This window comes from Shewanella septentrionalis (assembly GCF_025370265.1).
Lineage (GTDB): Bacteria > Pseudomonadota > Gammaproteobacteria > Enterobacterales > Shewanellaceae > Shewanella > Shewanella hafniensis.
Window position 1 is genome coordinate 35,213 of sequence record NZ_JAMTCC010000014.1, and the last position, 12,776, is coordinate 47,988.

10 protein-coding genes are annotated in these 12,776 nt (G+C 48.5%); 6 read left to right on the plus strand and 4 right to left on the minus strand.

The genetic code is table 11. The features are described from left to right. The first annotated feature begins 641 nt into the window (after positions 1-641). A complete protein-coding gene (locus NE536_RS09840) occupies positions 642-917 on the plus strand; it encodes an acylphosphatase (RefSeq protein ID WP_261272589.1) in 276 nt (91 codons plus the stop codon). Positions 918-1,021: 104 nt separating this feature from the next. Here NE536_RS09840 and NE536_RS09845 read toward each other — a convergent pair whose 3' ends face one another. The 3 genes from NE536_RS09845 to NE536_RS09855 form a co-directional block, all read right to left on the minus strand. Beyond that, positions 1,022-2,023: a peptidoglycan binding protein CsiV gene (locus NE536_RS09845; protein ID WP_261272590.1), complete on the minus strand. Its 1,002-nt coding sequence runs from the start codon at positions 2,021-2,023 to the stop codon at positions 1,022-1,024. Beyond that, positions 2,023-5,508, minus strand: a complete 3,486-nt coding sequence (gene mfd / locus NE536_RS09850; RefSeq protein ID WP_261272591.1) for a transcription-repair coupling factor — start codon at positions 5,506-5,508, stop codon at positions 2,023-2,025. Before mfd ends, NE536_RS09845 begins: the two co-directional genes overlap by 1 nt. A gap of 85 nt (positions 5,509-5,593) precedes the next feature. After that, complete coding sequence (locus NE536_RS09855; RefSeq protein WP_261272592.1) at positions 5,594-6,265, minus strand: hypothetical protein; 672 nt, start codon at positions 6,263-6,265, stop codon at positions 5,594-5,596. 94 nt (positions 6,266-6,359) lie between these two features. On the opposite strand from NE536_RS09855, the gene NE536_RS09860 reads away from it, so the two are divergent. The 3 genes from NE536_RS09860 (at position 6,360) to lolE (ending at position 9,662) form a co-directional block, all read left to right on the plus strand. After that, positions 6,360-7,592 carry a lipoprotein-releasing ABC transporter permease subunit gene (locus NE536_RS09860; protein WP_261272593.1) on the plus strand — a complete coding sequence of 411 codons (1,233 nt, stop codon included), beginning with the start codon at positions 6,360-6,362 and terminating at the stop codon, positions 7,590-7,592. Positions 7,593-7,719: 127 nt separating this feature from the next. Then, positions 7,720-8,415: a lipoprotein-releasing ABC transporter ATP-binding protein LolD gene (gene lolD, locus NE536_RS09865; protein ID WP_006081863.1), complete on the plus strand. Its 696-nt coding sequence runs from the start codon at positions 7,720-7,722 to the stop codon at positions 8,413-8,415. Then, on the plus strand, positions 8,412-9,662 hold the full coding sequence (lolE, locus tag NE536_RS09870) for a lipoprotein-releasing ABC transporter permease subunit LolE (RefSeq protein WP_012587529.1): 1,251 nt from the start codon (positions 8,412-8,414) through the stop codon (positions 9,660-9,662). The genes lolD and lolE overlap by 4 nt, the downstream gene beginning before the upstream one ends. A 321-nt stretch (positions 9,663-9,983) precedes the next feature. Here the strand turns inward: lolE and suhB are convergent, their stop codons facing one another. Further along, positions 9,984-10,787 (minus strand): inositol-1-monophosphatase, encoded by an 804-nt coding sequence (gene suhB / locus NE536_RS09875; RefSeq protein ID WP_006081861.1) that lies wholly within the window; start codon positions 10,785-10,787, stop codon positions 9,984-9,986. Positions 10,788-10,940: 153 nt separating this feature from the next. Here suhB and trmJ point away from each other — a divergent pair, with 153 nt between their 5' ends. Continuing rightward, positions 10,941-11,669, plus strand: coding sequence for a tRNA (cytosine(32)/uridine(32)-2'-O)-methyltransferase TrmJ (trmJ, locus tag NE536_RS09880; protein ID WP_006081860.1), 729 nt, complete (start codon positions 10,941-10,943; stop codon positions 11,667-11,669). A 54-nt stretch (positions 11,670-11,723) separates the two neighbouring features. Next, the gene (cysE, locus tag NE536_RS09885) at positions 11,724-12,545 is read left to right on the plus strand and encodes a serine O-acetyltransferase (RefSeq protein WP_006081859.1); all 822 of its coding nucleotides are present in this window, start codon (positions 11,724-11,726) and stop codon (positions 12,543-12,545) included. Positions 12,546-12,776 lie beyond the last annotated feature (231 nt).

Sequence of the window (12,776 nt, forward strand, 5' to 3'; positions counted from 1 at the left end):
GCGCAATAAAACAGAAACCGGCAGACTATGCCGGTTTTTTACTTTTGTCTTTTGAATGTGTAGCTTGCATATTTTTGCTTGTCTTGCTGTAACGCTTCGCCATACACAGTACCCGTTATTAGCGTGGCATAGCGACACTTCAATTCTACAACCCTCACTTCTAACCCCCTTACTTCCCAAACCCTCGTTTCGCAATTGCTCGCTGGCCTGAACAAACACAATCCCAGCGTTGAAAGTCAACGAGTCCTCATACTTCTGCAACTTTCACCGCGGTGTTTTGTTAAATGAACAATGCAGGCAGAGGCATGAGCCGATTTTCAGCTAAAAGCATTATATTCATTAGGGAGGGATAGTTTTATTTTTCAAACTCTTGAAAATAATTATTTATTGTGTAAAGTAGCCAGCCTTGCTATTTTGTAACAAAATGCTACAGAGTCGCTGTTGTATTTGTCCATTTATTGGATATCCCTTTGCGTATGTCGCCCGACACAGCTAACTGCAGTCTTGTTAGCTGTTTTTTTTGCCTAAAATTAAATATCGTTTGTTTTTTGCTCTATAGATCCATAGGTTAACACTTAGCCTTCGGATAATTGCGGCTATGCTTATTTCTATAACAAGGTTCCGTGAAACAGGAGCGTGAGATGAAGCGAGTATTAATTAATTTGACCGGAAAAGTGCAAGGTGTGGGTTGTCGGCATGCGACCCTGACAAAGGCCAGAGCCTTGGGGGTTACAGGCTATGTCACCAATTGCCGCGATGGCAGTGTCGAAGTATTAGCCCAAGGCAGTGATATTGCGGTGAATAACTTGATTGCTTGGTGCGAAGTGGGCGTGCCTTGTACCGAGGGATTAACGGTTACTGTGGGAGAAGACGAAGCCGATGATATCTACCTCGACTTCTCCATAGTACAGTCTTAAACAGCAGTTCAGTCTTAAGCTAAAAGTGCAGTCTTAAACAGCAGTACAGTCTAAGTCATTCATTTTAGAGTAAAACTCAAGCCTTTCGCTGTTTACTTGCTGACTCAGTATTGCCCAACCGTTTGTATCGATTCGGCATTCTGACTTTTTTGCTGTGCACTAGGTTGTGCCATCTTACGAATTTGGATCACCATGCCCATTTCGGGGTGATCTAAATAATGGATTTCTTCACTCTTCACACGGCGGTTTTGCTCCAAAGGCACCGACATTAAAAACGGTGTCATGACTTTAGGCGCCGTGAGTGTTGCGCTGGTATCGGCGGCATCGCTTGGCATTGCTGGTAATAGCTTCCTGCCTTCTTTTCGCATATTCAGTGCAGTTTCAATATACAAATAGTGGCTCAAGTAGATATTTAACGTGCCATCTAATTCCCAAACCGGTGAGACCACAGATGCAAGCATAGGCGTGCCATCGGCATTGATCATAGGTTCAGTTTGAGTTGGCGTAACAATTTTTCTGCCATCAAAGTGATATGTACCTGAGAAATCTTTACCCGCAAATAAACGAATAGGCACAGAACCACTTTTGCCGCGCATCGGTTGTTGCCACGCCATGTGCAGTAAACTGCGCGTGCCGCGTTCACGGGAGATGCTATTGATAATGCTCGCGAACTGGCTTTGGCTGCGTGCTAATAACACTGGGCCACCATTGGCGCTGGCATAGCTGGTCGTTGCGCTGCTGATTTCTGATGGGATCACTGGCGGATAGCGATATTCAACACTGGTTGGCGCGGCGGCTATAGGCTCAGACGTTGGATCACCGTTTAAGCTTTCAGCGCAATGGCTATTGGCATCGGCATCAAATACTAGCGTACAAGGCGCCGACTCACTCGCCATTGGGGTAACGACTTGTGCAACCGCTGGAGAGATCAAGTCTATCGCTTTATCGGTTTTCGTCTTGATCGGCGTATCTGGCCATTGCTCAGTTGACTGACTTTGGCGTTCAAATACATAGACTTCAACTTCGAACCAAGCTTCCGCTTGGACGACCTGACTGTGCGATAGTGCAATGAGGGTAGCGATAGAGACCGCGAGTTTACGTAACACTATTTATCTCCAAGACGATGTTGCGATAATTGTTCGAGCAAGAGTTTCACTAAAGCGAGCCTGTCTTTGCTGGTTTCGGCCGCAAGGCTGAACTTTAACTTATTCGGTCCTTCCATTCGATAGATTTGTGGCTGGCTTTGGAGTAATCCAATAATAAACATAGGATCGATGACGTGATCATGACTAAATTCGATGCTGCCACCTTTACTGTGCACTTCTATTTTAGTCGCCCCTAAGCGAGTCGCCTCATGTTTATAGAGGGTCATTTCCATTAAGTTGCGCGTCGGTTCGGGTAATAGGCCAAAACGGTCGATCAATTCGACTTTTAACTCATCCAGCGCCGCTTCGGTTTCGCAACCAGCAATGCGTTTATAGAGGGATAGACGAATATTGACGTCGCTCACATAGGCCTCAGGCAGTAGGGCGGGGATACGCAGTTCAATTTCACATTGTTGATTCAGCATTTGCGCCAGCGATGGCTCTTTGCCTTGTTTTAAAGCTTTGACTGCCGCTTCGAGCATTTCCATGTATAAGCTAAAACCAATTTTCGAAATATGGCCGCTCTGCTCATCACCTAAGAGTTCACCTGCACCGCGGATCTCTAAATCTTGAGTCGCCAGCATAAATCCCGCTCCGAGATCTTCAAGAGCATCAATGGCTTCTAAACGCTTACGCGCATCTGGGGTCATACGTTTAGGATGCGGCGTCATTAAATAGGCATAGGCCTGATGGTGCGAGCGTCCGACGCGGCCGCGTAATTGGTGTAACTGCGCCAGACCAAAGGTGTCGGCGCGCTCAATAATAATGGTGTTGGCACTGGGCACGTCGATACCGGTTTCGATAATAGTGGTACAGACTAACACGTTGAATCTTTGGTGATAAAAGTCAGACATCACCCGCTCAAGGTCACGCTCACGCATTTGCCCATGGGCAACGACGACTCGCGCTTCAGGCAGTAGATCGATAATACCTTGGGCACATTTCTCAATGGTTTCAACATTATTGTGCAGATAATACACTTGGCCGCCACGGAGAATTTCCCGCAAAATAGCCTCGCGCACAGTTGCAGGATCGGATTCCCGCACAAAGGTTTTTACCGCTAAACGTTTGGCGGGCGGGGTGGCGATAATCGATAAATCGCGCATGCCCGACATGGCCATGTTTAAGGTCCGTGGAATTGGCGTCGCGGTCAGAGTTAAGATATCGACGTTGGCACGCAGCGCCTTGATTTTCTCTTTCTGACGCACACCGAATCTGTGTTCTTCGTCGATGATCAGCAGGCCTAAGTTTTCAAACTTGGCCTCAGATTGCAGTAACTTGTGAGTCCCGATAACAATATCGACTTTGCCTTCTTCCAGTTGCTGCAGCACTTGATTCTGTTCTTTGGCGGTACGAAAACGTGACATCACTTCGGTGACTACGGGCCAGTCGTCAAATCTGTCTTTAAAGTTTTCATAGTGTTGCTGGGCAAGCAATGTGGTCGGAACCAGCACGACCACTTGTTTGCCGGCGTTGACGGCCACAAAGGCGGCGCGCATAGCGACTTCGGTTTTACCAAAGCCCACATCGCCGCAGACTAATCTGTCCATTGCGGTCGGCGATTGCATATCGGCTAACACGGCGATAATGGCGCTTTCTTGATCGACGGTTTCTTCAAAAGGGAAACCGCGGGCGAATTGGGCGTATTCTTCTTCGTCAATCGTGCAGCTTTCGCCGGGACGCGCTTGGCGACGGGCATAGACATCGAGCAGTTCGGCCGCAACATCACGGATTTTTTCAATGGCTTTTTTCTTGGCTTTAGCCCAGGTCTCGTTGCCGAGTTTATTTAAGTGGGCGTCTTCATCGGCGCCAACACTGTAGCGGCTGATAAGGTGCAATGAAGACACTGGCACATACAGTTTGTCACCGCCAGCGTATTCCAATTGCAGGTATTCAGCGACCAGTCCGCCTGTATCTAGGGTGACTAAGCCCCTGTAAAGTGCAACGCCGTGCTCTAAATGCACTATGGGCTGACCGACTTTGAGTTCGGCCAAGTTTTTAATCAGGGCATCGTTACTGATCTGACGCTGTTTTTCACGGCGACGTTGCTGGGAGATTCGATGGCCAAAGAGCTCAGTTTCACAAATGATACTGATGCCATCTTTGGCGCTGATCTGCAGTAAACAACCGCGTGACAGCGGCGACACGATGAGCCCTAACTTGGCATCACTTTGAATAAATTCATCAAAATGGTTAAACAGCGCAGGTTTTAACTGAATTTTTGCGAGCAATTCAAGCAGTGCTTCGCGGCGACCTTCGGACTCAGCGCTAAACAACATGCGCTTGGCGCTGCTGGCGTAATCTTGCAGCGCTAACAGTGGTTGCTTTAATTTATGGTTGGCGCTGATATCGGGCAGGGTGCTGGCGGCAATAACCACAGCTTTTGTCGTTTCAGTGCCATCTGTCGGCACGTGCATTTGGTAACGTGGTAGCGGTTTAAAGGCGGCAAATAACTCTTCAATGAGTAAATACAGCTCTTTAGGCGCCAGTAGCGGCCGCAGTGGATCGACGCGCCTGTCTTGATAGCGATGCTCGACTTCTTGCAGATGGGCGCGCGCCGACTTTTCGATATCGCCTAAGGTGACGAGTTGAGTGTCCTTGGGTAAGTAATCGAATAGGGTGGCGGTGTCATCAAAAAATAGCGGCAGGTAGTTTTCGATCCCCGCCGGCATCAAGTTACGGCTCACTAGCTGATAAACCGATTCCGGCTCTTTGACTATGACCTCAAAACGGCGGCGGTATCTTTGCCTAAACCCTTCTATGGCCGAACTGTCGGTTGGGAATTCCTTCGCGGGCAATAGGCGAATCGAGTCGACAGGTTGCAATGAGCGTTGGGTTTCTGGATCAAAATGGCGAATGGTCTCCACTTCTTCATCGAATAGCTCGATGCGCAGTGGCATATTCATCCCAGTGGGGAAGATATCCAGAATCGAGCCGCGAATCGCAAACTCGCCGTGTTCATACACTTGCTCCACGGAATGGTAGCCAGTGTCGGTTAAATGCTGGCGTACATCGTGTAATTTGTAGCTATCGCCTTTTTTCAGCACAAACACGTTGGCGCTTAAATAGGCCTTAGGTGGCAGGCGCATCATTAAGGTCGTGACGGGCACGATAACGATGTTTTGCTCTATCTGAGACAACTGCGACAGGGTTTCGAGTCGCTGGGAGATCAAATCCTGATGGGGCGAAAAACTGTCGTAGGGCAAGGTTTCGCGGTCAGGGAATAATCTGACCTTAATGCCTGTTTTACCGAGCAAATAACTCAGTTCTAGCTCTAAGCTTAAGGCGCTTGGCGTATCACTGGTGACAACTAAGGTCGTCCCCTTATGTTGACGCGCTAAACTGGCGAGTGTAACGGCTTGGCAAACGCCGCCCACGGTGGACAGAGTCTGAATTTGATTGCCATTTTTGACGGCTGGCGGCGTTAGGGCTGATATGTGAGTCATTGGCGTACGATAAACTGATTCATTCACAAAGAGTTGCAGACATTGTAGAGACTTGATGGCGCAGGTGCCAGTGAAAAGTCAGTGGCTATTGACGCTCGTCTCTGGCGAGTTTACGTAACTTGAGTTGTTTCTGCTGCACATTGAGGCTGGCTTTGACTAATTGCTCCACGTCAGCTTCGAGAATTTGACTGAATTCAAAGTCGGTTTGCCACTGCGTGGCAGGAGAGTGAAGTTCCGCCTGAGTATGTTGTTCGGCATTTTGTGTGTCGCCGCTATTTGTATCGCTATCGGCGCTGCACTCGGTGGATAGCTTTTTTTGCGCGGTAGAGGCGGTCACTTTGCCAAAACAAAGAATGGCGACTAACTCGTCGTGAATAAACAGGGTGATTTTATAGTTTGAGCCGATGTCCAAGGCTGTGGGTGTGAGTAGTCTTAGGCCGCTGCCACCAAACTGATTGCCAATGCATTTTTCGCCTTCTTGGGTTTCTTTCTCTAATACATGCTGCAGCACTAAATCCACTTTGCGGGATTGCAGCTTTAAAAAGTCCACCACCACTTTAGCGTCGTTGTCTAAATGGCGCAGTTGCAGCAAGCAATTGGCTTCGAGCGTTTTCACTTCGCTGAGTAGCTGAATACCCAATGATTGCATTGATCTTAATGCCATTTCAGAGGGTAATGGCTCGGAACTCGGCCACAGACTTAAGTAGGCGGTAAAAGGGTGAGGCACACTAAAATACGGATTGGTGTCAGTGAACAAGGCTTGCCTCTTTATTTATAGGACCAATACCCCTATTATCGTGCCCATCTTCATGATTTAGCAAGTTCAGCACACAGGACGCAACCCTCTTTCAATGAATCCAGGATTTCCTTTCTATATTGGTTACCGTTATTGGCGGGCCAGAAAAGCGAACGCGTTCGCGTCGTTCATTACTCTATTTGCCGTTTCGGGCATTTTTTTAGGCGTTGCCGCGCTCATTGTCGTGAGCTCTGTGATGAATGGTCTCGAAGGCCAACTCAAGCAACGTATCTTAGGCGCAGTACCGCAATTAACCCTTTATAGTGAAGCGCCTTTAGTCGATTGGACTGAGCAGGCGAGTGCGCTTAAAGCCTTACCTGGCGTATTAGGCGTGACGCCGAGCGTGTCGACGCAGGCCATGGTGCAATCGGCGGCGAGTATTCGTGCTGTACAGGTTTATGGCGTGTTCCCCGAGTTAGCGGAAAAGTTATCTTCGGTTGCCCAGCACACTTATTCAGGTGCATTTGAGCAGCTGACGAGCGGCGACTACAAGGTGATTTTAGGCTCTGAGCTGGCAAGGCAACTTAAAGTCGCCCCCGGTGATACGGTGCGATTATTGAGTGGCGATGGTGTGGTGTACTCGCCCTTAGGCCCAGTGCCGAGCCAACGTAAGTTTTTAGTCTCGGGCATTTTTGAAATGGGCTCTCAGGTCGATGCGGGCGTGGCGTATATCCATTATCAAGATGCGAAACGGCTGATGCGCCAACCCAGTGAGGCTATCGATCAGCTTAGACTCTATTTAGCCGATCCCTTTAGCGCACCCGCTTTAGCGCCTAAAGTTCAGGATATATTAGCTAAACAAGGTGTTAAGGCGACAACCAGCGATTGGCGTGATACCTATGGCCACTTGTTCAGCGCGGTCAAAATGGAAAAGAACATGATGTCGCTGATGTTGAGTCTGATTGTGGCCGTGGCCGCATTCAATATCGTCTCGGCGCTGGTCATGATGGTGGTCGATAAAACCACAGATGTGGCGGTGCTCAAAACTCAAGGCGTGACCACACCCGCCGTGATGGGCATTTTTGTGGTGCAAGGGTCGCTCAATGCAGTGCTCGGTTTAGTGCTGGGGCTGGCGGTTGGGATACTCATCACCTTGAATCTGAATGGCATTATGACCACCTTAGGGATTTCTATTCTAGGCGTAGGGCAAAGTTTGCCGGTGAAACTGGAATTGATGCAGTTGTCTGTGATCGTGATTGGTACGCTGCTGGTGACCCTGCTGGCGACCTTATATCCCGCACTGCGCGCCGCCAATGTGCAACCCGCGACTGCGCTCAGATATGAGTAACGGGATACGACTAAACCTGTCGTTGCGACTGAGCGACGATGGAATAACGATTTCAATATACGAATAATTAAATGCATTGATTTGATGACATAAATCGATGCCAAAGCCTGTTTAAGAGAGAACTTCAATGCAAGACGTGTTACTGCAAGTGCAGAGTGTCAGTAAGAGTTACCATGATGGCGCCGTGACCACGCAAGTGTTGTCTAATGTTGATCTGCAAGTGTTTAAGGGCGAGCAGTTGGCGATTGTCGGCAGTTCAGGCTCAGGTAAAAGTACCTTGCTGCACATCATGGGCACGTTGGATGAACCAACCGCAGGTAAAGTCTTGCTGTTAGGCGAAGATTTATATCAAGTGTCCAGTGCACGCCAAGCGCAGATCCGTAACCAAGACTTAGGTTTTATCTATCAATTCCATCATTTATTGCCTGAATTTACTGCGCTAGAAAACGTCGCTATGCCGGCGTTTATTCAAGGTAAAGATCGTAAGCTGGCGCTCGCCGATGCTAAAGCCTTATTGGAGCGGGTCGGTTTAGGGCATCGCATGACGCACATTCCTGCCGAGCTATCGGGCGGCGAACGTCAACGTGTGGCTATCGCAAGGGCCTTGATTAATAAACCTAAATTAGTGCTGGCTGATGAACCTACGGGTAACTTAGATGCCAACAGCGGCGATGCCGTTTATGAGTTGATCCGCGAACTCGCCGAACAACTGGGTACGGCGTTTGTGGTGGTGACCCATGATCATAAATTGGCTGCCCGTATGGATCGTCAACTGATGATGAAGAACGGCTTCCTGCAATTAGCGGCGGAAACCCAAGTATGAAAGGACCGTTAGCTTTATCCATTGGTTGGCGTTTTTATCGCGCCCGCCAATCCAACAGCTTTATTAGCTTTATTTCCTTCGCATCGACTGCGGGCATCGCCTTAGGTGTGGCGGTATTGATCATCGTCCTGTCGGCAATGAACGGTTTTGAGCGCGAGTTAGAACATAGATTGCTTGGCGTCGTGCCGCAGGCGGACATCGTCGGTGTGAGCGAACCTATCGCGAACTGGCAGAGTGTTGCCGAGGGGGCGCTGTTAATTGAAGGTATTCGTGGCGCGGCGCCTTTTATCCGCATGCAAGGTTTAGTGCAAAAGCCCGGCGGCTTTCAAGGCTTAGCCGTGGTGGGGATCGATCCAAAAGAAGAAATCAAGGTCTCGACACTGGCGCAATTTATGAGCGATGCCAGCTGGCAGAGTCTAGGCCAAGATGAAAATCACATCGTCCTTGGGCAGAGTTTGTTGACTAAATTGGGGCTTGAGGTTGGCGATACGCTGGCCTTATATGTGCAGGATATGGATCCAGAAGCGGCGGGCAGTTTACGCGCGGCGAAGAGCCATCGTTTTGTGGTGTCTGGCGCCTATAATCTTGGCGGCGAGCTTGAGCTGACCACGGCTTATATTCCTATGCAGTACGCGGCGCAGATTTTGAACATGAAGAGCGGCGTGACTGGCGTGCGTATTAGCGTCGATAAAGTGTTTGATGCGCCCGTCAAAGTGCGCGAGCTTGGTTATGCGCAAAAGCAGTCGGTGTATATCAGTGACTGGACCCGTACCCAAGGGCATTTATATCAAGATATTCAGTTGGTTCGCACAGTCATGTACTTAGTGCTTGTGCTGGTGATTGGTGTCGCCTGCTTTAATATCGTTTCCACCTTAGTGATGGCGGTGCGGGATAAAGCCTCTGAGATTGCAATTTTGATGACTATGGGCCTGAGCCGCCTTGCTGTGATGGGGATTTTCATGGTGCAGGGCGCCTTGAATGGTCTGCTTGGCTGTGGTCTTGGCGGGATTATCGGCGTGAGTGTGGCACTGAATTTAAGTGCGATTGCCAGTACGATGGAGCAGTTACTCGGTATTCAACTGCTGTCAGCCGATGTGTACTTTGTCGATTTTTTACCGTCTGAGTTACATGGCTCAGATGCGGTGTTGGTGATTGTGATGGCGTTTGTGATGAGCTTAATCGCCACGCTTTATCCTGCTTGGAAAGCCAGTCAGATTGCGCCAGCACAAGCCTTAGCGGGTAGATAACGTAATCAGAGGTTGTGCGTCCTGTTAGCCGATTGGTGCTGAAATCAGTGCTGACGCTTGCAGGACACTCTTCTTATTCTCAATCACTATACTATTTCTCAAATACTATGTTTTGGCGATTGCGGATGTGAGACTTGATGGCTCGAGTACTGAAGGATTTAGAATGAAAGCCACATAAACAAAAAGGCCAGTGAGCGCTCTTAGAAGAGATTGCCACTGGCCTTTTTTATGTCTAACGTTTTGTATCTATGCGTTTTGGAAAGCTAAGTGTTAATCGAGGCTAACGCTTCGAGACTAACACTTCGAGACTAACGCCTACAATTAACGCTTTAAAGCTTCGTTCAATAAAGGACGCATGATTTTAACTAATTCTGTGGTCACTTTAGGTGAGCCTGCAACGATGTTACCAGAAATCAAATAGTTATGGTTGCCAGTGAAATCGGTAACCGTACCGCCCGCTTCGCGGCAGATAAGATCGCCAGCAGCGATATCCCATGGCTTTAAGCCAATTTCGAAGAAGCCGTCTAAACGACCCGCAGCAACATAGGCTAAATCTAATGCGGCAGAACCTGCACGACGTAAGTCAGCACATTGGCCGAAGACTTCGCCGAAAATAGCCATATAAGTTTCAGTGTGTTGACGCGCCTTGAATGGGAAGCCAGTACCAATCATGGTAGGCGCTAATTCATTCACGTTGGTAACACGCAGACGGAAATCATTGAGTTTTGCGCCTTTACCACGTACGGCGGTAAAGAGTTCTTCACGGACAGGATCGTAAACAACCGCAACTTCAGTTTTACCTTTATGTTGCAGAGCGATAGAAATCGCGAAGTGGGGAATGCCTCTAACAAAGTTGTTAGTGCCATCCAGAGGGTCAACTATCCAAACGTAGTCGTTATTCTCACCGCGGTTTTCGCCTTTCTCTTCACCCACGATAGTGTGATCAGGGTAAGATTTACGAATTTGGTAAGTAATTGTCGCTTCTGCTTCCTTGTCTACACTGGTAACAAAATCGTTGATACCTTTTGAACTGACTTCAATACGGTCAAGTTCGGTATAGGCGCGCATAATATTTTGGCCGGCCGCGCGGGCAGCGCGTACAGCAATCGTCAGCATCGGATGCATTGCAATCCCCTGGATGTTAAAGAACGTTAAAATAGCGGGCGGCATTATACCCGATTTGATAGTTATATCAAATACCGATTTTCATATAAGCATTCGGCAATGGCTGTGATAATATTCGTCCCCAACGTTTTATGAATTAAATTAAGTTGTTTCATGCTAAGTAATATTCGAGTGGTTTTAGTGGGGACTTCGCACCCCGGCAATATTGGTTCCACTGCCAGAGCGATGAAGACTATGGGTCTGTCAAATCTGTACCTTGCAGAACCGCGTGTTGAACCCGATGGGCATTCCATTGCATTAGCCGCGGGTGCATCGGATATTCTGAAACATCTTGTGAAAGTGGATTCACTCGCTGAAGCGATTGCCGATTGCAGCCTCGTGATTGCAACCAGCGCGCGCAGTCGCACCTTAGATTGGCCGATGTTAGAGCCAAGAGAAGCTGGGGTGAGATTAGCGACCGAGGCACTTAAAGGCCCCGTTGCAATCGTGTTTGGCCGTGAGAACCACGGGTTGAGCAATGAAGAGTTGCAACAGTGCACTTATCATGTGGCGATTCCTGCAAATCCTGAATACAGCTCGCTCAATCTTGCGCAAGCCGTACAAATCATTTGTTATGAAACCCGTGTTGCCCACCTCGCACAAAAAGAAGTGGCTGAAGAAGAGCTGACTGAGTATCCCTTGGCCGCCGATCAGGAACGTTTCTTTGCACACCTTGAGACGACGCTGCTATCAACTGGCTTTATCATTAAGAATCATCCCGGACAAGTGATGATGAAACTGCGCCGCTTGTTTAGCCGCGCACGGATTGAGAGTCAGGAGATGAATATTCTCAGGGGTATTTTGACCTCTATTGAGAAAGTGACGGGTTCTAAAGACAAATAGCCAAATCCTAATCATCAATAATTACCATACAGAATGACCGTAAAGGGATAAACAATGGGCGTGATAGCTAGGCTAAAAGAAGACATTGAATCTATATATCACCGTGATCCTGCGGCGCGCAGCGCGTTTGAGATCTTGGTTAACTATCCGGGCATGCATGCCATTTGGTTGCATCGGATAAGCCATAAGCTATGGAAGCGCGATTGGCGCTTAACGGCACGTTGTTTATCGACTTTCTCCCGTTGGTTGACGGGTGTAGAAATCCATCCCGGCGCCACCATAGGTCATCGATTTTTTATCGACCATGGCATGGGGGTGGTGATTGGTGAAACGGCTGAAATTGGCGATGATTGCACCCTTTATCATGGTGTAACGCTTGGTGGAACCACATGGCAGGCGGGGAAACGTCACCCGACGTTAGCCAATAACGTGGTGGTGGGCGCGGGGGCAAAAATCCTCGGTCCTATTACCATGCACGACGGTGCGCGTGTGGGTTCAAACTCGGTTGTGGTGAAAGATGTGCCAAAAGATACCACAGTAGTCGGTATTCCTGGGCGCGTGGTGGCATCACCGTCACCGCAATCGAAAGAGAAAACTGAACGCCGTAGCGCGATGGCGAAAAAATACGGTTTTGATGCATACGCAGTATCACCGGATAATCCCGATCCTGTTGCCAATGCGATAGGGCAGATGCTGGATCATATGCATCTGATGGACTCGAAAGTTCAAGAGTTGTGTCAAGCCATTCAAGGGCTAGGTGGTAATGTCTGCACCGAAAAACTGCCAGAGCTGGATATGGGCGAGTTTAATGATGCAGAGAAAGCCGCCGCCGATAAGCGACAAAATGCTATCGATGAGTTTGATCCGAGTATTTAACTTTAACGTAATGGTCTGAGTGACTTAAAAGTCTAGTTTCAACGGTTCTACTTTAGCGGATCTTGTTATAAAGGCTCATACAGCGGTCAAACCTTAGTTTGACCGCGCCATAGTGTACTGATCACTTTTATCCTGGGTTTATATCGTGCTAGATGTCGATTAATTGGCGCTCTAGCATTGAATCTTAAGCCGGAAAAAGGTTAAATACCCCACCAAGATGAAAGGGTATTG